This is a genomic window from Sedimenticola hydrogenitrophicus (assembly GCF_029017505.1).
Lineage (GTDB): Bacteria > Pseudomonadota > Gammaproteobacteria > Chromatiales > Chromatiaceae > Sedimenticola > Sedimenticola hydrogenitrophicus_A.
This window is the reverse complement of sequence record NZ_JAQGEI010000005.1, coordinates 97,729-118,043: the sequence shown is the minus strand read 5'-3', so window position 1 is coordinate 118,043 and position 20,315 is coordinate 97,729. Positions and strand designations below refer to the sequence as shown.

Sequence of the window (20,315 nt, the reverse complement as noted above, 5' to 3'; positions counted from 1 at the left end):
GCGGTTTGGCGCCGCGACCCCGGCAGATCTCTCATTGCTAGCGCGATGCGACGGTGTCCGGTTTCGTCGAACCGACGATCGCCAGGAGCTCCTGGGTCTCCTGTGCCGGTACCTGGTGCCTGGCGAGTACCCCCTGAAATACGACGACCATGCGTTCCCACTCCTGCTCCGTGATGTTCAGGTGCGCGTGCGAGGGCTTCATGTCACGACCCTGGTACTAGCATGGGCCACCGGTGACCTGACACACCAGGGCGGTGACGTGATACTTCAGATACGGCGCCGGCACCCGTGTCCTGGCGGCGTCGATCGCCGGATTGGCGTTGAGGACCGCATCGGGCACGAGGGCGTCGATGAAGTCGCTTACCACGACTGCAATCGGTGCCAAGCCACCCAGCCGGTCGTAGAGCGACTGTGGCTTTGACTCGGTACCGCCCTGCGCAAACGCCGTCTGGGATACCGCGAGCAGCATGGCGAGGGAACCAAGGGTGGCGCGTATTCTCGTTTTGCGTGTGTTCATTGTCTGATCCTCTTGCATATGGAAGTGTTTCATCTGTTGTTCTCCGTTTGTGTGATCGCCGATCACGGCCACACCAGCTGCAGCTCGGTGCGCTCGCGCGTCGACACGGTCAGCAGTCTCTCGTCATACGCGATAAACCGCTCACCGGTGCGCACCCGATGACGGCGGTTGTCCGCCGCCCCCGTCACCCACAGCAACCCCGAATGCACATGTACGACGAGGCCGGGAACGGCGGTGATGGTAACGGGATCGCGATCGGCGAGCGAAAAACGCCCGGCGACCAGCACGGATCCGAGCGGGGCGCTCCGGTTATGGGCGAAGGTGTTCTTGCATGCGCTGAACGCGCTTATGTCACTGGGCCGTTGTGGCGGGTCGACTGCAATGGCAGTAGTCATGGTCTTTCCTCTCGGTTTCTGTGAATCGACACTTCGGCTTCAATGTGTCTCACCGCAAAAGACGCGGGTGTGTTCGAAACGGTTCCAAATTTTTGACTAATGTCATCATTAGCGCATCGACTGCGTGCGTCGGGGCGGTTTCGGTGCTGCGTCTCTACAATCAAGGGGGACGTGTTATGACCAAATGGGAGATCGATTGCGAGCAGGCACTTCGTCAGGTATTCGAATATGTAGACCTGCACGAATCGCAGATCGAATCGGGGGGGAGTGGGGATGCGCCCAATTGCGCACCAGCGGTTTTTCCCGCGAGCGATGCAACTGTCAGCGACACAAATGTCGTCGATTCTGAGGGTCTTGTCCGTACGCTATCGTACAGATAGACAGAGTTGTGAATCTGGCACCATAACGGGTGATCGACGAGCTATGTGCGATGGCGTACAGACGCTGACCAGAAAGGCATCTATAAAGGATGTGCTGGCATATTGGTTATGCTAGCTCCGCGCATGTGCATTGTGGCTAGTAACGGAACCGCGCTTCTATTCAACCCTGAACGGAGCTTGGCCATGAGGCACTTGAACCTTTGCAACAACTTGCATACTGCTGTTTTGATAGGCGGAAAGAACATGGCAGCTGCCGGGCAAGAAGCAGGATGAGAACTAACAGAAGAGCGAACAGCATTAATTGTTCCACCACAAAACAAGGAGCGGATTCATGTACGGATTCAGCACTCAGCTAGAGCTACGATTCGATACCGCCGTCATGAAAGTCACAGAGGCTTTGAAAAAAGAAGGCTTCGGTGTGATCACCGATATTGATATCAAGGCGACACTGAAAACTAAACTCAACATCGAACATCGGCCGTATCGCATACTCGGCGCCTGCAACCCGACACTTGCCCACCGCGCAATCGAGGCCGATTCCGACATCGGATTGCTTCTGCCTTGCAACGTGGTTGTACGCGAAGAAGCCAATGGAAGCGTAACGATAGCGTTCATGGATCCCACAGCTGTACTGCAGTTGACCGACAAACCGGAATTGCATGCACTTGGCGAGGAAGCGCTGGTACTACTGCAGGAATGCTGTGCGAGCCTCAAGGTGGAGAACGATCAACTGCCTGGTTCAACCACGTCGCCGGCCTAGTTGTCTGTGTCGGGTGTAGCACCGGATTACCGATCGCTTCGGGAAATTGTTGTTCCCTCAGTGCCTACCCAATCCATCAATACCTACTGCAACCGTCACTTCGTGACTCTTGCGCCTCGCGCAACAACCGCCAACTGAGAGGAGAATGCGACATAGGCCTGAGCAACTATATGGGCAGTCCGTTTGGATGCTGATAAAGTATTATCCGGATGAGAAAATGCAGTCTGTACAATTACCTAGACAGCTACGGATTCAGGAATAATTATTGAGTCCATCTGATCCACTGAAGAGTGACTGGGGTTCAATTGGTGCAAGGCATTGACATTGGTTTGGCGTGAAGCAGGCTCAATAAAATCAGTTTGTCACTGTGCACGCAACAAAATCCTACCTGGAGAAAAGAATGGAATTCACTGGAATTGGCGGCCTTATCGTCCTGTTCGCGGATATCTACGCCATAATCATGATTCTGCAAAGTCCGGCCAAGAGTGTACACAAGCTGGCCTGGGCTTTGGTGGTGTTTCTGCTGCCGCTGATCGGCTTGGTTATCTGGTACCTTGCAGGACCCGGCAAGAAGCCATTCTGAATCTGTTCTTATCGTTTGCGCCAGCATGGTATCGGCAACGGGAAACAGTTTGGCTATTGATTGTTAACAAAGGCCGTTTCACAAACCCATGATCAGCGCATAGGTTGCATTGTCAACCGCGTAACAATCGCAGGAAATGGCCTCCAGGCCGATGCGGTCGAGAATATCGACATCCCCTCGGCGATAGCGGATCAGATCGCGATTTTGCAGTCATGTAAAAGGACAACCAGCCAAGTGATCAACATTAACAATGAATAGCCCCGCGTGGTTTCTGCTCGTAGGCGGATTACTGCTGGCGATGGGACTGACCGTTCCACTCATCAAGCGCCTTCCGGTTACCTCTTCCATGATCTATCTGGCAGTGGGAATCCTGGTTGGCCCCATGGGACTGGGTCTGTTCCACTTTAATCCGCTCAAAGAGTCGGCTTTACTGGAAGTATTGACCGAGGCAGCGGTGTTGATTTCGCTGTTTGCAGCCGGCGTTAAAATGCCGGCACCCGTAACCTATGCGCGTTGGCGCGCGCCGGTGCACTTGGCGATTTTCTCCATGGTCACCACCGTAGGGCTGGTCACGGTCTTTGCTTACTATCTGCTTGACCTGCCTCTCGGTGCCGCCATACTGCTTGGTGCCATCATCGCCCCGACCGATCCGGTACTGGCCACCGATGTGCAGATCCGCCATCCCGGTGACCGCGACCGGTTACGGTTTACATTAACCTGTGAAGCGGGCATGAACGACGGCAGCGCCTTTCCGTTCGTCATGCTTGGATTGGGCTTGCTTGGGTTGCATGAACTGGGTGAGTTCGGTCTGCATTGGGTTTTGGTGGATGTGATCTGGGCTACTGCAGCGGGGATCGCCATCGGCGTGGCGGCGGGTAGTGGGCTTGCGTACCTGATAGTGCACCTGCGCCGCAATCGGCCGGATGCCGGTATGCTGGACGACTTCCTGGGCCTCGGCATGATCGGTGCGGTGTACGGCTTGAGCGTGCTGCTCAGCGCCTGGGGCTTTCTGGCCGTCTTCTTCGCCGCCGTGGCGTTGCGCCAAACCGAGGTCAGACTCGATCTTGCCGATCCAGAACTCCGGCAGCAGCTACAGGCAGATGTACCGGGCATGGTCGATGATGCGTCACCAAATCATGTCAGTGAAGCGTCCCTGGTATTCAAAGAACACCTCGAACGACTGTCCGAACTCCTGCTGATCCTGCTCATTGGCGGCACGCTGTTTCTGGATTCCTGGAGTTGGAGCGCGCTGGGCTTCGTGCTGTTTCTATTCACCATAGCGCGACCGCTGAGTGTAGTTGTCGGTCTGTTCGGCACCCGTACCCCGTGGCGGATACGCGGTTTGGTCGGCTGGTTCGGCGTACGCGGTATCGGTTCGCTCTACTACCTCATGTACGCCATCCAACATGGACTCCCGGAAGAACTGGCACTGAAATTGATTCAGCTGACGCTGGTTGTGGTAACACTTTCCATTGTCGTGCACGGCATCAGTGTTAAACCGATGATGAGTCGTTTCTGGAAGCGGCGTGAGGGGACTTGAACCGGCTCATCCTGGGTGACTTCATGTGGTCCAGTTCTTTGGGGGCTATGGGTGCCATCGGTCAGGCGACAGCAGTGATTTTTTTGGTGTTTCTAATTTTAGTCGGTGGCGATACCTTCAAGCGCAAACTAGTTCGGTTGACGGTCCTTCGTTTACGTGGAAGAAGATCACCATCAATATATTGAATGGAATTAACAATTCCATTCAGAAATATATGTTCACACTGTTGCTGACTAATATACTTTTAGGTTTGCTCACCTGGCTGACGTTTCACTTGATCGGCCTGGACAACGCCGGAGCCTGGGCGGTGGGTGCGGGCTTAATGCATGTGATTCCCTACATAGGTCCAGTCTTTACTGCGTTGGCGACTGGTATGGCCGCCTTTATACAATTTGATTCGGTCTGAATGGTGCTAATGGTCGCGGGGTCATTGTTGTTAATAGCGACCGCTGTGGGTGTGTTCGTCACAACCTGGGCCACCGGTCGTATAGCCAGGATGAATGCAGCGGCGGTGTTTATTTCGTTGTTGTTTTGGGGCTGGCTGTGGGGCATTTGGGGAATGTTGCTCGGCATCCCGATCAACGTTGTGGTGAAAGTGGTTTCCGAGCATGTGGAACAGTTGCTGCCAGTAGCAGAACTGCTTGACGAATAGCGGCGCAAGATAAGTGTCCATTGCCATAGACGGGTCTCACCACGATCAAGGACTGGGTAATCGGTCGCTGCGACAGTCCGAGCATCACTGCACCTCCACGTCTTGGAGTGCCGACCACGCAGTACTGACATGCTCCCACAGCCGTCCGTTCTCGTCGGCGATGAACAGTGCGGCAATCCCCGCTTGATCCGCCGCGCGCAGCCCGGCGGCATGGCCCAGACAGAGCAGCGCAGTGGACCAGGCGTCCGCCCGGGTGGGATCGTCGTCAAGCACTGTCACCGAGACGGTGTCGTGGGTGATCGGTCGACCGGTGCGCGCGTCCAGCACGTGGCTGTAGCGTCGGCCCTGGGCATCGTAGTAGTGGCGGTAGGTGCCGGAGGTCATGATAGCCAGCTGCGCCTCACGCTTGATAGTGAGCGCCTTCTCGACGCTGCGCTCGCCCGGCAGCGGCCGCTCGACACCGATACGCCAGTGGCCGCCATCGGGCTTGCGGCCACGGGTCTGCAGCTCGCCGCCGATCTCCACGATGTAATCCACGATGCCCGCCGCCTCCAGCAGCATCGCGATGCGTCCCACGCTGTAGCCCTGGGCGATGGAGGAGAGATCGACGCGCAGCCCGGGAAGCACCTTGCGCAGCTTGTCGGGAGGCAGCACCACGAGGTGCCGGAACCCCACCCGTTCACGGGTTCGCGCGAGCACTGCCGGATCGGGGACGGTCAGCGACTCGCCGGTGAAGCCCCAGAGATCGAACAGCGGCTTGACGGTGAGATCGTAGCAGCCGGCGCTCGCCTCGCTGACCGCCCGCGCCGCCTCGATCAGACGGACGATCTCCTCGCCCACCGCGATCGGCGCGGTGACGGCTGCAGCATTGAACTGCTCGATGACCGAGTCGTCGCGATAGTTCGAGAGCAGTCCGTCCAGGCGTTCGAACTCGGTGTTGATGCGACGTCTCAGCGATGCGATGTCCACACCGCCTTGCCGCCACACGGTGACGTGCCAGGTGGTGCCCTGGGCGAGCCCGCTCAGCGTCTGCACTTGCGCAGGACGCCCACAGCCGGCAAGTGCCAGAACAGAGAGTAGCAGAGCGGCGGTGGCTCGGATCACGGGGATACACCTCCCCCCTGGGCCTGGCGGCTCGCCGGATAGGGCGTGAGGCATGCGTAGGTCCAGACCTTGGCCGGCGGGACATTGCGCCACACCTGGGCGACACACCGATCGACCAGCCCCAGGCGCTGTACAACGCGCTTGCGCAGGGGCGATGCCAGACCGTAGCTGAACTGGATCAGCGGCCCCGTCCCTCCCGTGAGCCGCAGCGCCTGTTGCAGCAGTTGTTCCTGTGCCGCCGAGCTCATGGAGAGCAGCGGCAAACCGGAGACCACGGCGCGTACCGGTGTGTTGACGGCCAGGTCTTCCATCAGGGTCACCAGATCCAGTGCATCCCCGTGGCGCACAACAACCCCGGGGAAACGGCGAACGAGATGGTTGCAAAACTGCGCGTCGCGCTCGATCACGACCAGCTGATCAGATCTTACGCCAGCCTCCAGCAGGGCGTGGGTGATCGGCCCTGTGCCGCCGCCCAGTTCCACCACCGTGCCATCGCCGACGGGCAAGGCGGACGCCATGGCCCGCGCCAGTGGCGTACTGCTCGGCGTTATCGAGGCGACGCGCAAGGGCGAGGCAAACCACTTCGAGAAAAATATCAGTTCGGAATTGCGTTTCATTGTCTACGGCCTTTTCCGGCACCCTCATTCTTGAACGTTCAACCGCCAACCCGATCCATCAACGCATCCATCACGGTCGCACCGTGGCGGGTGCCCTACTACGCGGTGTGCATGGAAAGAACATGACCCACTTTCGGGGCGGGCCCGGCAAACACCCGAGCAGCCGCACACGCCCAACCCGGAACGCACGGACTTCTTCGGTTTCGTCCATCCCGGAGAAGGGCGTGATTATAACGGCAATGCGGTGACGATCCAGCAGTTTTCGGGCTTCGCCGCGACGTCGGCTCAAGCGCTCCACCGCGCGGTCAAACGCGGCCACACCTCGATGAAGCCCGCCCCGATCACCACCGCCCAGGCAAGGATGATCACCGCCGTATCCAGCCAGGCGTGAAGCGACACCGATCAGACCAGGCCAGGATGATGGCCGACAATACCACCTTGTAAAGCACACTGAAGTCGTGCAGCACGGCGTAACGAAGGCCGGAGAGGCCCACCCGCAGTTAACGAGGGCGACCCGAATGAGGGCAGCGGTCAATCGAACAGTTCGGACAAGAACGATTTGCGCCGCTTGGGTTTGTGATGATCATCGCGAGGGTAGCGATCGCCCTGGCCACTCTGACGCTGCGGCGCGGCCGCCGGCCCGCTGCGCTCGATGATCTTGTCCAGCTCACCGCGATCCAGCCAGACCCCGCGGCACTGCGGACAATAGTCGATCTCGATACTCTGGCGATCGCTCATTACCAGGTTGACGTCGTTACATACGGGACATTACATCTTGTTCTCCTGATTTCATCGCCCACCGACCAGCGTGCTGTCATGTCAGGATTAAGTAAGTTTCGTTCGCAATTCAATCACACTGACATATCGATCCTGTACGCTGGAAAACAGGCAGCTCGTGAATTGTCGACGTTTGCATTGACCTCCATGACGACATTTCGTTCCCCCAAGCGATGTGCAATGAGATGCCTGCGACCAGCAGTATACCGGCGTCGAGACCGCAACCTGCGCAGACCCGCAAAGCCGTTCGCACAGGGTATAATCTGCCGGTAAAATACCGTCTTCAGCTTTTGCCCACGTCTTCATTGGCCCACTCCCCTGAAGAGCGGATTTTTTTCATTGTATTGACCACAACCAAAATAAGGATACATGCCAATGGCCGGTGTTGGATTACTTGCCCTGCTCGATGACATCACCGCGTTGCTCGACGACGTCGCGGTATACTCGAAACTGGCGGCGAAAAAGACCGCCGGCGTGCTCGGCGACGACCTCGCGCTCAACGCGCAGCAGGTCGGCGGGGTAAGGGCCGAGCGGGAACTGCCGGTGGTGTGGGCCGTGGCCAGGGGTTCGCTGGTCAACAAGCTGATCCTGGTGCCGGCGGCACTGCTGATCAGCGCCTTTCTGCCCTGGCTGATCACGCCGCTGTTGATGGTCGGCGGACTCTATCTATGTTACGAGGGGGTCGAGAAGATCGCCCACCGCTGGCTGCACGCGCCCGAGGCGGACGCCGCCCACCACCAGGCGCTGGTGGTGGCGGCAAGCGAAACCCGCGCCGATGTGCTGGCGGTGGAAAAGGCGCAAATCAGGGGCGCGATCCGCACCGATTTCATCCTCTCCGCCGAGATCGTTGTGATTGCGCTCGGCACCGCCCAGGCGCTGGACATCCTGACCCGTACCCTGGTGGTCTCACTGATCGCGCTGCTGGCCACCGTCGGTGTCTACGGACTGGTCGCCGCCATCGTCAAACTCGACGACGCCGGGCTGGCGCTGGTCGAGGGCGCGGGCGCGGACTTCCGGGGCGACATCCGCCGCGCGCTGGGGCGGGCTGTGCTCTACATCGCACCGCAGTTCATGCGCCTGGTGTCCGTGGTGGGCACGGCCGCCATGTTCCTGGTCGGCGGCGGCATCCTGGTCCACGGATGGCCGCTTCTGCATCATGCCCTCGAGGGTCTGACCCAGGGCATGGGGTCCGTGCCTGGGATGCTCACACCCTGGCTGTTCGATGTAGTGATCGGGCTGGCGGCCGGGGCCCTGGCCCTGGCCCTGGCCCTGGCGGCCATGCTGGGCCTGCGGCGCCTGCGACAGAGCGTCGGCCTTCGCAAGGGATGAGAATGACGGAAAATACCACCCCGACACCGGACAAGCCGGACTCTCCGCCCTGGCATGCCCTACCGGTCAACACGGTGGCGGCGCGGCTTGATGCTGATCCGGGCGACGGTCTGTCGGACGCCGCGGTCAGGGAACGCCGCGCGCGTTACGGCGACAACCGCCTGACCGAACAGCCCGGGCGCAGCCCCTGGCGGGTGTTCCTCGATCAGTTCAGGAGCCTGCTGATCCTGGTGTTGATCGCGGCAGCGGTACTGGCTGGCACCATCGGCGATCTGAAGGACGCGCTGGTCATCCTGGCGGTGGTGATCTTCAACGCCCTGCTCGGCTTTCGTCAGGAGTACCGGGCCGAGCGCGCCATGGCCGCGCTCACGAGCATGCTGGCGCCCGAGGCGGAAGTGCGCCGCAACGGGCGCAGTGGGATGATCCCCGCCGGGGAGCTGGTGCCCGGGGATACCGTGCTGCTGGATGCCGGCGACAAGGTCCCGGCCGACGGCCGGCTGGTGGTCGCCCGCGGCCTGGAAGTGGATGAGTCCACCCTCACCGGGGAATCGACCCCCGCGGGCAAGGATACCGAGCCCTGCACCGCCGCGACACCACTGGCCGAGCGCCGCAATATGGTCTACATGAACACGGTGGTGACCCGCGGGCGCGCCGAGCTGCTGGTCACCGCCACCGGCATGCGCACCGAGACGGGCCGGCTGGCCGGGATGCTCGCCAGTGGCGAAACCACCCCCACCCCGCTGCAGCTTCAGTTGGATAGCCTGGGCAAGCGCCTGGCCGCCATCGCCGGCGTGGTGGTGACCCTGATCCTGCTCGCCGGCCTGCTACGCGGCGAGCCCCTGGTCACGCTCATCCTGACTGCCATCGCGCTGGCGGTGGCGGCCATCCCCGAGGGGCTACCGGCGGTGGTCACCATCACGCTGGCGCTGGGCATGCACCGCATGGCGCGGCGGCACGCCATCGTCAAGCGCCTGGCGGCGGTGGAGACCCTGGGCTGCACCACGGTCATCTGTAGCGACAAGACCGGCACTCTGACCCTCAATCAGATGACCGCACGCCGCCTCTGGACCGGGCAACAACACCTCGAGGTAAGCGGCCAGGGTTATGAGCCGGAGGGCGAGATTCGGGCGCGGGACGCCGCCAACGCGCCCGAGTTGAGGCAGCTGCTGGAGACCGCCGCCCTGTGCAACGACAGCCAGCTGCGTGCCGGACAGGTGATCGGCGATCCTACCGAGGGCGCGCTGCTGGTGCTCGCCCGCAAGGGCGGCCTGGACGAAGGCGCGGCGCGCGAGCGACTGCCGCGCATTGCCGAGATCCCGTTCGACTCGGCGCACAAGTTCATGGCCACCTTTCACCATGACGGCGACAGGGTACAGGTGTATGTCAAGGGCGCGCCGGACATCCTGATCGGACGCTGCGCGCACCTGATCGGCCGCAACGGCGAGGCGCTACTGGATGAGACGCAGCACGCTGCCGTCGCCGCCGAGAACGAGGCGATGGCCGGGCAGGGTCTGCGGGTGCTGGCGCTGGCCTACACCACCCTGCCGGGCCAGGCGTTCGACCCGGCCGGTGATTTGCCGGCTCATGTGCAAGGACTCACCCTGCTGGGACTGGTCGGGTTGCTGGACCCGCCCCGGCCGGAGGCGGCCGAGGCTATCGCCTTGTGCCGCCGCGCCGGCATCCAGGTCAAGATGATCACCGGCGATCACAAGGTCACCGCTGGCGCCATCGCCGGTGGCCTGGGACTGGAGGGCGACACCCTCACCGGTGCCGAGCTGGACGATCTGGACGACGCCCGGCTCGCCGAGCGCCTCGCTGCGACCACGGTGTTCGCCCGGGTCGCCCCGGAGCACAAGGTACGCCTGGTGCAGGCCCTGCAGCGCCGGGGACATGTTGTGGCCATGACCGGCGACGGCGTCAACGACGCCCCGGCCCTCAAGCGCGCCGACATTGGAGTGGCCATGGGCGTCACCGGCACCGATGTCACCCGCGAGGCCGCCACCATGGTGCTCACCGACGACAACTTCGCCACCATCGTGCATGCCGTCGAGGAGGGCCGCGCCATCTACGACAACATCGTCAAGTTCGTGCGCTTTCAGCTCTCCACCAACATCGGCGCCATCCTGACCGTGAGCCTGGCGCCATTGCTGGGTCTGCCGCTGCCGTTCAACGCCATCCAGATCCTGTGGGTCAACATCATCATGGACGGCCCGCCGGCAATGGCCCTGGGCCTGGACCCAGCCCGTCCCGGCATCATGGACCAGCCACCGCGCGACCCGGATGCGCGCATCATGACCCTGCCGCGCCTGGCCAAGCTGCTGTTCTATGGCGTGATCATGACCGCGGGCACCCTGGGCGTGCTGCATTACGCCCTGCAAACCATGGCTCTAGAGCAGGCGCTGACCCTGGCCTTCACCACCTTTGTGCTGTTCCAGGTGTTCAATGTCTTCAACGCTCGCGCCGGTGCGGCCTCCATCTTCCGCGCCTATCTCTTCACCAACGGCAAGCTGTGGCTGGCGCTGGGTGGCGTGCTGACATTACAGGCGCTGGCAGTGCACTGGCCACCCGCCCAGGCGATTTTTCATACCGCCGCGCTCGACGCGCAGGACTGGCTGCTGGCCTCCTGCGTGGCCGCCTCCATCCTGGTCCTGAACGAAGCCCGTAAAGGAATCACCCGAATATGGCGACCAACTGGACACGCAACCACTGATTCAGGCCGATAAGTACAGACAGGATCAAATGCCCATGATGAACGACAACGAGCAACAGGCAACGCCGGTCACGTCGTCGGTCGAGCGCCAGCGCGCGCGTGCCAATCCCATCGGCATGCTGGCGGTGGGGCTGCTCCTGGCGCTGCTGCTGAGCCTGAGCTACCTGGTTCTGCGGGATTTTCTCATCCCCCTGGTCTGGGGCACGGTGCTGGTGTACTCCAGCTGGCCCCTGTACCGGGGGCTGCGCATGCGCCTCGGTGGCCGCGACAATCTCGCCGCCGGGTTGATGACGCTATTGCTCACCACGGCGCTCGTCATCCCCCTGCTGGTGATTACCGCGATGCTGGGCGATGAACTGGCGGGCGCCTACCGGACGGTGCAAGCGCGACTGGACCAGGGTCCGCTCACCCTCCCCGCGTCGCTGGCCGAGATACCCTGGTTGGGAAATCAGCTCACGGCGCTGCTGGAGCGCCTCGCCGGCGACCCGACTACCATCCGCGACTGGCTAACCGCGCAGGGTTCCCCATGGCTGGAGGAGGCACGCGGGATACTCGGTGCGATCGGGCGCAATGTCTTCAAGCTCGGTATCACCTTGCTGGCGCTGTTCTTTCTGTTTCGCGACGGTGAGCGCATCCTGTCGGAGAGCCAACGGGTGCTGCGGCGGTTCCTGGGCGTGCGGGTCGAGGGCTATTGGCGAGCGGTGACGGCCACCACCCGGGGCGTGGTGTATGGCCTGGTCCTGACCGCCCTCGCCCAGGGCGTGCTGGCCGGACTCGGCTATTGGGTGGCGGGGCTGGACACGCCCGCGTTGCTGGGCGCGCTGACCGCCCTGCTGGCCCTGGTCCCGTTCGGCGCACCGCTGGTCTGGGGCGCGGCCGGACTGTGGTTGCTGGCGACGGGTGAGCTCTGGGCAGGTATCGGCCTGCTGCTGTGGGGCGCCCTGATCGTCAGCATGATCGATAACGTGATCCGGCCGCTGGCCATCAGCAGCGCGGCGCGGGTGCCGTTTTTCCTGGTACTGCTCGGCGTATTCGGAGGCCTGCGCGCCTTCGGACTGGTCGGCCTGTTCCTCGGCCCCATCGTGTTGACCGTCATGCTGGCGGTTTGGCGCGAATGGCTGGAAGGACGGCTACAGGTCGCCGAGCCCGGCAAGACGGGTGACCTGGATCAGGAGGGGCCATCCACGACCGATTGACGCCGCGCCTCACGCCAGGCACTGCGACTCGGGATCTGTTCCGCGATGACATAAACCGACTTGAGCTCGCTGCAGTTTCGTTTGCGCATGATGGCCGCGCGTTCTGCAACATGCACGAGGCGTCTGTAAACGGCGGCCAAGCCCGATTTATGTCTACGTGGTCGAGGGTGAGCTCACTCTCGATGTCGGCGACAAAACCAGGGCAATCAAGGCAGGTGAAGCGGTTGCGGAGCCGTTGGATGTGCGGATGCGTGCTCGGAATACGACGGACAAGCCGGCCCGAGCCGTAGTGTTCCAGATAAGCCCGACGGAGAAGTAGTTCCCGGAAGAGGAAAAAAAGGAGCAGGTTGCCGCGCCAGAAGTTCCAGCTGCGAACCGGCTCCATCGCAAGCGGCCTGGCACCCGGACTGGAGCCCGACGCTGATCTGGACTACTGCACAGGCCACGGCGCTGTTGTTCTTTGCATCCGTGCTGGTACACGGGCTGTTCAATGCGCTGATGGGACGGCGCGCCGCGTGACCGGGAAAAACCGTTTCCTATTCCCGGCATGCCGCCGGCGCTAGCGCATACCACTGCCCCGGCAGGCCCTCGTAGAGCGTGACCGCGAACCAGAAGTCCCAAGCGTACCCGATGTCCGCGTCATCCCCGGTGGCGAGGGCGCGCAGCCCGAACCAGCCACCATTCACCGCGCGTCCGGAAAGGATGTGGCGGGCGGGCGGGGCGCTAGCGTCGCGCGGATGACGGGCGAAGAAGTCCCACACGATCTCGGGATAGACGGGTCCATCCCGCGTCGACCAGCGGCCTTCGTTGCCCTCGGCCCCACCGATCCAGTAGTGGCCATGGTCGGTGTCGTTCGGATTGGGGGTGGCGAGGGGGCCGTTGTAGAACACCGTCTCCACCAGCGAGCGGGACGCGGTGGGTGGTGCCCGCGATCGCGGTGGTGCACAGGAGCGCCAGCAATGGCGCGATGCCGAGTCTTGCGAGTCTGCCCGTCCAATGCATGCCGCTATCCTCCCTGTCGCTGCGCAATACCTGGCATTCAGGATAGGCCAGGCGGCGCGCATTCGCTGCATTCAGTCCCGTTCCCGGTCAGGGTAACGTCGCGCTCTATCAAACCACCAGCCAAACCGGCGCTGCGGGGCAGACAAAAAATTACCGGGCGGGGCCCGGTGCAAGGCTGACACAAAATTGTCAGGTGGAGAATCGACAGGACCATCAATCGCTGACCGGGGTCTCCTTCATCGCCGCGTTCATCCGCCGACGTAGCAGGGGGCCGACCAGGCAGGGCAACACCAATCCCAGACCGGCCACCAGCCAGAGCCCCATGGCCAGGGGGCTGGCCCAGAGGATGCTCCAGTCGCCGTCGGACAGTATCAGGGCGTGCCCCAGGTTCTTTTCCATCTCCGGCCCCAACAACAGGCCCAGGATGACCGGCACCAACGGGATCTCCAGCTTGCGCAGAAAATAACCCGCCACCCCAAAGGCCACCATGAAGTAGAGATCAAACGCACTGTGGCTGATGGAGTAGATACCCACGAACGCCACCATGGTCACGATCGGCAGCAGGTACATGGGCGGTATCGACAGCAGCCTCACGAAGAAGCCCACCAACGGAATGTTCAGCCCCAGCAGCAGCACATTGCCGATCAGCAGCGCCGCTATCACGCCCCAGACGATGTCGGCATTCTGGGTAAACATCAGCGGTCCCGGGGTGATGTTCAGAGAGATCAGCATGGCCAACAGTACCGCCGTGGTACCGCTACCCGGTACACCGAGGGTCAACATGGGCACCAGGGCACCGGACGAAGCGCCGTTGTTGCCGGCTTCCGGCGCCGCTACGCCACGGATATCCCCTTCGCCAAACGTGCCCTTCCTGCCCACGATCTGCTTCTCCAGGGTGTAGCTGATAAAGCTGCCCAGCGACGCACCGGCTCCCGGCAGTACACCGGCGATGAAACCCAGGACTCCGCCCCGCAGTTGGGTTGGGATGGTGGACACCAGCTCCTTGAAGGTTAGGGTCAGCTTGCCCACGTTGATCTTCCTGTACCCTTCACCGGCGCGGTTTTCCACAAAGAACAGCAGCTCGGAGATGGCAAACAGGCCGACGATGGCAAGGATGAAATCGATCCCCTCGTACAGCTCCAGCACCCCGAAGGTATAGCGCTGGGTGCCGGTGGAGATATCAATACCCACGGTGGAGATCATGATGCCCAGGGTGGCCGCAATCACCGTCTTCATCGGGTTCTTGCCGGTAATCCCGCCCAGGGTCGCGAACGCCAGCAGGAACAGCGCGAAATATTCCGCCGGACCAAAGGTCAGTGCGAACCGGGCCAGCACCGGCGCCAGCATGATCAGGCCGATGGTGCCGATCAGGCCGCCGGTAAACGAGGCAACCGCCGATATCGCCAGGGCGTCCGCCGCCCGCCCCTTCCGGGCCATAGGGTAGCCGTCCAGGCAGGTCATCATTGCCGGTTCATCACCGGGAATGTTGAGCAGGATGGAGGAGATCCGCCCACCGTACATGGCCCCGGCATACACCGACGTTAGCAGGATCATGGCGGTGTCCGGCGGCAGCCCGAGGGTAAACGCCAGCGGAATCAGGATCGCCACGCCATTGGCAGGCCCCAGCCCCGGCAGACAGCCGATCAGGGTACCGACGATGGCTCCAAACAGGGCAAACATCAGGTTATAGGGTGTTAGCGCCACCGCAAACCCGTCCATCAGAAAGCCAAGAGTTTCCATCAGCTCACCTCCAGCAGGCCCGCCGGCAGGCTCAGATCCAGGCCGTAGTTGAACAGCACAAACACCACCACGGCGCTGACCAGCCCGGTCAGGAAGGCCCGTGCCGGCAGCGCCCCCATCCGCCAGCTCAGGGTGCCGACGGCCAGGGTGGTGGCAATGACAAAGCCCAGGGGCTCCAGCAACAGGGCGTAGATCACCAGCACCACCAGGGAGATGACCAGTTCCAGGGCGGACTTGCCCAGCGGCCACTGGGCGTCCGGATCCGGTTTGACCATCAGGTAGAGACTACCGGCCACCAGCACCACCGAGAGAATGGTGGGGAAGGTTTCCGGGCCAACACTCTCCGCGCCGCCAAACGGCTCGGGCCACTGTTGGGCCGCCCAACCATAGGCCACGGCGAGGACCAGGAGACCCAGGCCGAGGATACGATCACCCAGGCCGCTCATTTCAGCAGACCTATTTCACGCGAGAGGGCTTCGATCTCCTGCACCTGCTTGCGGACGAAGCCCTCAAACTCGTCCGCTGGCGGGTGGAACGGGATCAGGCCGTTGCTTGCCATGACCTTTTTCCATTCGTCGCTGGTATACAGCGTGTCCACTGCCTTGACCCAGTAGTCCCTGGCCTCTTCAGAGGCGCCCCTGGGCATGTAGAAACCGCGCCAGTTCGGGCTCACCGCATCGATACCCTGCTCCTTGGCGGTGGCGATACCACTGAACTTGCCGGGCAGCCGCTCGTCAGCCAACACCGCCAGGACCCGCAGGTCACCGGACTCCATAAAACCGGTGGCTTCGGAAATATCCCCGGTAAAGGCATCCACCTGGCCACCGACCACCTGGGTCATGGCCTCACCACCATTGTTGTAGGAGAGGTAGGGAATGGACGGCAACTGGTCGGCACCGGCCGCCTTGGCGGCGATCAACACCTTGAGGTGGTCCCAGCCACCACGGGCGCTGCCACCGGCGAACTTTACAGCCTTGGGATTTTTCTTCACTGCTGCCAGCAGTTGGTTCAGGTCCTGGTACCGGGAATCCTTGCCCACGGCGATGATGCCGTAGTCAGCCCCCAGGGCACCGACCCAGGTCACCATACCCGCATCCATGCCCGGGAACTGCTTTTGTGCCAGGCGGGTGGTGGTGGCCGTCGATGCCGCCACCAGCACCTTGTCATCCTTGGCGCGTTTACTGACGGTGTGGGCGAAGGCGACACCGCCACCGGCGCCCGCCATGTTGAGGGTCTGGACACTACCGCTTACCAGCCCCAACTGTTGCATCACGTTACCGACGCTGCGACAGGTGAAATCCCAGCCACCGCCCGGATCGGCAGGGGCGATGCATTCGACTTTTCCGGAAGGTTGCCAGGCCATGGCAGAAAGCGTGACGGCAGACGCCGCCACGAAGGACAAGGTTCGCTTGAATAACATGATCGTCTCCTCTTAACTGTTTTGGTGGTCGCTCCTGAAGCGGGCTCGTTATTGGTAAGGCCCCAGGCTGGAATGGCACTTACTTAAGCCAAGAACCACCGTCATCCCGGCCTGCGCCGGGATGACGAAAATCCTGCAATTCGCCTTAAGTTAAGTGCCATTCGCCCCAGACTGGTTATTGACCGGACCAAAGATAGTAGCGACTCACTGACAGGATAAGAGGAGATCATCGGCGCCTGAAGTTTGTGGGCGTAATGCCTTTAAAGAAACTAAAGGACATTTGGATCATAAAATTCACGGGCAAAAATCGCCCGGGTGCTTTAGTCTGATATCAAATGACAACAAAACCGGTTTATGAGACCCGTGTTCCGAAAAACCAAGCTCAAGACCCGGATGATCCTCACCCTTGGCCTCGTCAGTGCACTGCAGACGATCCTGATTGGTGTGTTCGCCGGTTACTACCTCAGCAGCTCGCTATACGACGAAATTGGCCAGCGGGCCCTGATGGTAGCCAAGACCGTCGCCGCGACCCCGGCGGTGATCTTGGGGGTACAATCCCGGGACGTCAGCGGCCTCAATCGGCTCGCCCGGCGATTGGCGACCACCAACGAGGCGCTGTTTATCGTGATTGGCGATCACAATGCCATCCGCCTGGCCCACCCGGACCCGAACCGGCTCGGCCACTCCATGGCCGACGACGACGGCGACGATGGCCGCCAGGCCCTGGTGCACGGCCAGGCCTATGTAGCCAGGGCGATAGGCAGCCTCGGGGAATCGGTGCGTGGCAAGGCCCCGGTGGTGGTGCCTGACAGCGGTGAGATCATCGGCATCGTCTCGGTGGGCTACGGCGTGGACCAGGTGGAGGCCACCATCCAGCGCTACAATTTCGTGCTCTACGGTGTGGTGGGCCTGATGCTGCTGGTGAGCATCATCGCCGCTATCGTCATCTCAGGCCGTTTCAAGCGAGCCATCTTCGGCCTGGAACCCGGGGAGATCGCCCTCTTGTTCCAGGAGCGGGAGGCCACCTTGCAGTCCGTGCGCGAGGGCATTATCGCCATCAACCGTGAGGGTATCATCACCACCGTCAACCGCGCCGCCCTGGAGACGCTGGGGCTCGAGGCCGAGACAACCCTGGCCGGCAAACCACTGCTCGATATACTGCCGGAGAGCGACCTGCTCTCCGTACTGGACTCCGGCAAGCCGGATTTTGACCGGGAAGTGTGGCTGCGGGGCCGGCAGATGATCGTCAATCGCCTGCCAGTGCGCCAGGGGGACGAGATCACCGGCGTGGTGTCCAGCTTCCGCCTGCGCGACGAAGTTGACCAGGTCAGCCGTCAGCTCACCCGTATCCAGCAATACGCCGATACCCTGCGCAGCCAGACCCACGAGTATTCCAACAAGCTGCACACCATCGCCGGGCTGATCCAGATCGGCGCCACCGAAGAGGCGCTGGCCCTCATCGGCAGCGAAGTCAGCGATCACCAGGCGCTGATCCACCTGCTGTTGGAGGCCGTACCGGACCCGGTTATCGCCGGCTGTCTGCTGGGCAAGTACAATCGCGCCCGGGAAATGGGCCTGCGCCTGGACATCGACCCGGATAGCTGGATGTCGGACATCCCCCCTGGCCTGCCCCGGGACCAACTGGTCAGCGTGCTGGGCAACCTGATCGACAATGCCCTGGAAGCCACACGCCTGCACACCGGTGAGGGCGGACGCGTCCAGTTGTCCATGACCGACCTGGGCAATGAGCTAATCTTTGAGGTGGAGGATCAGGGCCCCGGCATATCGGAGGAGGCCCAGCAGAAAATCTTCAAGCGGGGCGTCAGCAGCAAGCAGGGGGATGAACACGGCATCGGCTTGCACCTGGTGCGCCAGTTCCTCAACCGCTGGGGCGGCTCGGTGACCGTGGAGAACCGGCCCGAAGGCGGCAGTCGCTTTACCCTGTACCTGCCCAAGACACCGGAAGCCAGGACTCCGGAAAAGAGGAATGCCCAGTGACCCCCATTCAGCTGCTGATCGTCGAAGATGACCGCAAGATTGCGGAGATCCAGCGAAGATTCGTGGAACGACTGGAGCATATCGAGCTTTGCGGTATTGCCCACACCCTGGCGGATGCCCGGGACCTGGTGGAGGTGATGGCGCCGGACCTGATCCTGCTCGACGTCCACTTCCCCGACGGCAACGGCCTGGACCTGCTGCGGGAGTTGCGGGCCCGGGACAGCAGCAGCGATATCATCCTCATTACCGCCGCCAAGGAGGTGGATACCCTGCGCAGCGCCCTGCGGGGCGGCGTGTTCGACTACATCCTCAAACCCCTGGTGTTCGAACGCCTGCAGGAAGCCGTCAGCCGCTATCGTGAGCACCTGGCACACCTGTCAGGCCTGAACCAACTGGCCCAGAAAGAAGTCGACGTCCTGCTGCCCCGGGGCTCAGCCGAAGAGTCCGCGAACCGGGAAGAGCGCCTGCCCAAGGGCATTGACGCCCTGACGCTGGACAAGATCCGCGAGGTCGTGACCGCCGGCGGGCAATGGAGTGCTGAGGAAGTGGGCGCCGCCATGGGCGCCTCCCGCACCACTGCCCGCCGTTACCTCGAGTATCTGGTAGGCACCAGGGAACTCTCCGCGGAGGTGGCCTATGGCAGCGTCGGACGTCCCGAACGGCGCTACTGTCTCAAGTGAAGAGACAAACCAAGTGTCGGAGGAGGTGCATGCCTCTGGCGTCCGGACGGGCGACGATCTCGATAAACAGATACCTGCACAGTCACTGATAGGCCGCGCTGTTTGCGCCCCGCGGTAGATACGGATCGCACCGTAATCGCTCTCTGTACAACCCCAAAGGGATAACTCGTACGGCGCCTGGATAAAGGTCTTTTCTGCGCCGCGTAACTCGTCCGGGCTGCCTGGATGTCGCGGCCTGTCCCGCCGGCGTCAGCGCTTTCGGCTGGCGGCGGAACTCGGTACTGAATGGCTTCGCAGAGCAGGCGCGTTGCCGGTTGCTTTGTGTTCAGGTCTTGCTCAGTCGGGCTCCATCAGGCTCAGATTTCCAAATCCGCCTGCTGTCTCAAGGTGATCCCTGTCCAGGGTCATCACCTCTTCAAAGGGAACGGATGACTCCTCGCGACTGGTTATCGCCGGCATCCGCTCTTGTGCTTTAAACAGGATATCCACCTGCCGTTCGATGAGATCTACAAACCTGAAGACGATGCCTTCCCGGTCATCCAGCCCTTTCAAGCGCAGAAACTTGAGTGTCAGATTCTGGACAGCGATATCCGCCGTGTGGTTGCTCGACAGAATCAGTTCTTTAAGTGTTACCGTGTAATCCTCTGGAAAGATCTTTTTGAACTTCTTGCTGTGAGTGTGCTCACCGAGATAGAGACAGCCGCCTCGCATGTTGAACACCAGGTAACCCGCCATTAAATTACTGGCGTTCGAAAACGGATCAAAAATGGGCAGCGTGATTTCACACCTTGCCAGTACACGCTGGCCGCTGAATTTACGTTTATCACTCGAGGTTGCTGCAGATTTCATCGTTTTGTCCCTCTTCAAGTGGTGTCCTTGAAATGGAGTATCCGGGTCCCTCTAGATGCATAAAAA

At 61.7% G+C, this 20,315-nt stretch carries 20 protein-coding genes and 2 pseudogenes; 11 read left to right on the top strand and 11 right to left on the bottom strand.

From position 1 onward, the window contains the following. Positions 1–37: 37 nt before the first annotated feature. Genes O9K64_RS04630 through O9K64_RS04620 form a run of 3 tightly spaced genes read right to left on the bottom strand, consistent with a single transcriptional unit; the run spans position 38 to position 912 of the window. Entirely contained in the window at positions 38–202 is a 165-nt protein-coding gene (locus tag O9K64_RS04630; protein ID WP_275096914.1) for a hypothetical protein, read from the bottom strand. 15 nt (positions 203–217) lie between these two features. Then, on the bottom strand, positions 218–550 hold the full coding sequence (locus O9K64_RS04625; RefSeq protein ID WP_275096913.1) for a hypothetical protein: 333 nt from the start codon (positions 548–550) through the stop codon (positions 218–220). A 29-nt stretch (positions 551–579) separates the two neighbouring features. Further along, positions 580–912 (bottom strand): hypothetical protein, encoded by a 333-nt coding sequence (locus O9K64_RS04620; protein WP_275096912.1) that lies wholly within the window; start codon positions 910–912, stop codon positions 580–582. 711 nt (positions 913–1,623) lie between these two features. Here O9K64_RS04620 and O9K64_RS04615 point away from each other — a divergent pair. From O9K64_RS04615 to O9K64_RS04600, 4 genes and pseudogenes are all read left to right on the top strand, one after another. Next, on the top strand, positions 1,624–2,052 hold the full coding sequence (locus O9K64_RS04615) for a DUF302 domain-containing protein (protein ID WP_275096911.1): 429 nt from the start codon (positions 1,624–1,626) through the stop codon (positions 2,050–2,052). A gap of 400 nt (positions 2,053–2,452) precedes the next feature. Next, positions 2,453–2,635, top strand: a complete 183-nt coding sequence (locus O9K64_RS04610; RefSeq protein ID WP_275096910.1) for a PLD nuclease N-terminal domain-containing protein — start codon at positions 2,453–2,455, stop codon at positions 2,633–2,635. Positions 2,636–2,933: 298 nt separating this feature from the next. Continuing rightward, entirely contained in the window at positions 2,934–4,175 is a 1,242-nt protein-coding gene (locus O9K64_RS04605; protein WP_420493150.1) for a cation:proton antiporter, read from the top strand. Positions 4,176–4,200: 25 nt separating this feature from the next. Further along, a pseudogene (locus O9K64_RS04600) lies at positions 4,201–4,827 on the top strand (AI-2E family transporter). Between the two features lie 84 nt (positions 4,828–4,911). On the opposite strand, the gene O9K64_RS04595 reads toward O9K64_RS04600, so the two are convergent. Together O9K64_RS04595 and O9K64_RS04590 are read right to left on the bottom strand one after the other, a co-directional pair. After that, the gene (locus tag O9K64_RS04595; RefSeq protein ID WP_275096908.1) at positions 4,912–5,862 is read right to left on the bottom strand and encodes an FAD:protein FMN transferase; all 951 of its coding nucleotides are present in this window, start codon (positions 5,860–5,862) and stop codon (positions 4,912–4,914) included. 65 nt (positions 5,863–5,927) lie between these two features. Further along, entirely contained in the window at positions 5,928–6,548 is a 621-nt protein-coding gene (locus O9K64_RS04590; RefSeq protein ID WP_275096907.1) for a class I SAM-dependent methyltransferase, read from the bottom strand. Between the two features lie 244 nt (positions 6,549–6,792). Here O9K64_RS04590 and O9K64_RS04585 point away from each other — a divergent pair, with 244 nt between their 5' ends. Next, positions 6,793–6,939 (top strand): hypothetical protein, encoded by a 147-nt coding sequence (locus tag O9K64_RS04585; RefSeq protein WP_275096906.1) that lies wholly within the window; start codon positions 6,793–6,795, stop codon positions 6,937–6,939. A 140-nt stretch (positions 6,940–7,079) separates the two neighbouring features. Here the strand turns inward: O9K64_RS04585 and O9K64_RS04580 are convergent. Next, a pseudogene (locus O9K64_RS04580) lies at positions 7,080–7,304 on the bottom strand (zf-TFIIB domain-containing protein); the annotation flags it as partial. Positions 7,305–7,700: 396 nt separating this feature from the next. Between O9K64_RS04580 and O9K64_RS04575 the strand changes: the two are divergent. From O9K64_RS04575 to O9K64_RS23760, 4 genes are all read left to right on the top strand, one after another. Further along, positions 7,701–8,654 (top strand): DUF808 domain-containing protein, encoded by a 954-nt coding sequence (locus O9K64_RS04575; RefSeq protein WP_275096905.1) that lies wholly within the window; start codon positions 7,701–7,703, stop codon positions 8,652–8,654. Between the two features lie 2 nt (positions 8,655–8,656). Beyond that, complete coding sequence (locus O9K64_RS04570) at positions 8,657–11,377, top strand: calcium-transporting P-type ATPase, PMR1-type (protein ID WP_275096904.1); 2,721 nt, start codon at positions 8,657–8,659, stop codon at positions 11,375–11,377. A 22-nt stretch (positions 11,378–11,399) separates the two neighbouring features. Continuing rightward, complete coding sequence (locus tag O9K64_RS04565) at positions 11,400–12,560, top strand: AI-2E family transporter (RefSeq protein ID WP_275096903.1); 1,161 nt, start codon at positions 11,400–11,402, stop codon at positions 12,558–12,560. A gap of 157 nt (positions 12,561–12,717) precedes the next feature. Continuing rightward, positions 12,718–12,879, top strand: a complete 162-nt coding sequence (locus tag O9K64_RS23760) for a cupin domain-containing protein (RefSeq protein ID WP_420493149.1) — start codon at positions 12,718–12,720, stop codon at positions 12,877–12,879. A 217-nt stretch (positions 12,880–13,096) separates the two neighbouring features. Here the strand turns inward: O9K64_RS23760 and O9K64_RS04560 are convergent, their stop codons facing one another. The 4 genes from O9K64_RS04560 to O9K64_RS04545 all read right to left on the bottom strand — a co-directional run bounded on the left by O9K64_RS04560 (position 13,097) and on the right by O9K64_RS04545 (position 16,722). Next, a complete protein-coding gene (locus O9K64_RS04560) occupies positions 13,097–13,450 on the bottom strand; it encodes a hypothetical protein (RefSeq protein WP_275096902.1) in 354 nt (117 codons plus the stop codon). Positions 13,451–13,775: 325 nt separating this feature from the next. After that, positions 13,776–15,302 (bottom strand): tripartite tricarboxylate transporter permease, encoded by a 1,527-nt coding sequence (locus O9K64_RS04555; protein ID WP_275096901.1) that lies wholly within the window; start codon positions 15,300–15,302, stop codon positions 13,776–13,778. Then, on the bottom strand, positions 15,302–15,748 hold the full coding sequence (locus O9K64_RS04550; protein WP_275096900.1) for a tripartite tricarboxylate transporter TctB family protein: 447 nt from the start codon (positions 15,746–15,748) through the stop codon (positions 15,302–15,304). Before O9K64_RS04550 ends, O9K64_RS04555 begins: the two co-directional genes overlap by 1 nt. Continuing rightward, entirely contained in the window at positions 15,745–16,722 is a 978-nt protein-coding gene (locus O9K64_RS04545; protein ID WP_275096899.1) for a Bug family tripartite tricarboxylate transporter substrate binding protein, read from the bottom strand. The genes O9K64_RS04550 and O9K64_RS04545 overlap by 4 nt, the downstream gene beginning before the upstream one ends. A 363-nt stretch (positions 16,723–17,085) precedes the next feature. Between O9K64_RS04545 and O9K64_RS04540 the strand changes: the two genes are divergently transcribed. Beyond that, complete coding sequence (locus tag O9K64_RS04540; protein WP_335342231.1) at positions 17,086–18,720, top strand: sensor histidine kinase; 1,635 nt, start codon at positions 17,086–17,088, stop codon at positions 18,718–18,720. Continuing rightward, the gene (locus O9K64_RS04535) at positions 18,717–19,400 is read left to right on the top strand and encodes a response regulator (RefSeq protein WP_275096897.1); all 684 of its coding nucleotides are present in this window, start codon (positions 18,717–18,719) and stop codon (positions 19,398–19,400) included. The genes O9K64_RS04540 and O9K64_RS04535 overlap by 4 nt, the downstream gene beginning before the upstream one ends. Before the next feature lie 336 nt (positions 19,401–19,736). Here O9K64_RS04535 and O9K64_RS04530 read toward each other — a convergent pair whose 3' ends face one another. Beyond that, positions 19,737–20,249: a hypothetical protein gene (locus O9K64_RS04530; protein ID WP_275096896.1), complete on the bottom strand. Its 513-nt coding sequence runs from the start codon at positions 20,247–20,249 to the stop codon at positions 19,737–19,739. Positions 20,250–20,315: the final 66 nt, after the last annotated feature.

Bases quoted from the DNA above. Each gene is read 5' to 3' on its own strand.
- O9K64_RS04630 (WP_275096914.1), bottom strand. From the start codon at position 202: ATGAAGCCCTCGCACGCGCACCTGAACATCACGGAGCAGGAGTGGGAA.
- O9K64_RS04625 (WP_275096913.1), bottom strand. From the start codon at position 550: ATGAAACACTTCCATATGCAAGAGGATCAGACAATGAACACACGCAAA.
- O9K64_RS04620 (WP_275096912.1), bottom strand. From the start codon at position 912: ATGACTACTGCCATTGCAGTCGACCCGCCACAACGGCCCAGTGACATA.
- O9K64_RS04615 (WP_275096911.1), top strand. From the start codon at position 1,624: ATGTACGGATTCAGCACTCAGCTAGAGCTACGATTCGATACCGCCGTC.
- O9K64_RS04610 (WP_275096910.1), top strand. From the start codon at position 2,453: ATGGAATTCACTGGAATTGGCGGCCTTATCGTCCTGTTCGCGGATATC.
- O9K64_RS04605 (WP_420493150.1), top strand. From the start codon at position 2,934: ATGGGACTGACCGTTCCACTCATCAAGCGCCTTCCGGTTACCTCTTCC.
- O9K64_RS04590 (WP_275096907.1), bottom strand. From the start codon at position 6,548: ATGAAACGCAATTCCGAACTGATATTTTTCTCGAAGTGGTTTGCCTCG.
- O9K64_RS04575 (WP_275096905.1), top strand. From the start codon at position 7,701: ATGGCCGGTGTTGGATTACTTGCCCTGCTCGATGACATCACCGCGTTG.
- O9K64_RS04570 (WP_275096904.1), top strand. From the start codon at position 8,657: ATGACGGAAAATACCACCCCGACACCGGACAAGCCGGACTCTCCGCCC.
- O9K64_RS04565 (WP_275096903.1), top strand. From the start codon at position 11,400: ATGATGAACGACAACGAGCAACAGGCAACGCCGGTCACGTCGTCGGTC.
- O9K64_RS04555 (WP_275096901.1), bottom strand. From the start codon at position 15,302: ATGGAAACTCTTGGCTTTCTGATGGACGGGTTTGCGGTGGCGCTAACA.
- O9K64_RS04550 (WP_275096900.1), bottom strand. From the start codon at position 15,748: ATGAGCGGCCTGGGTGATCGTATCCTCGGCCTGGGTCTCCTGGTCCTC.
- O9K64_RS04545 (WP_275096899.1), bottom strand. From the start codon at position 16,722: ATGTTATTCAAGCGAACCTTGTCCTTCGTGGCGGCGTCTGCCGTCACG.
- O9K64_RS04530 (WP_275096896.1), bottom strand. From the start codon at position 20,249: ATGAAATCTGCAGCAACCTCGAGTGATAAACGTAAATTCAGCGGCCAG.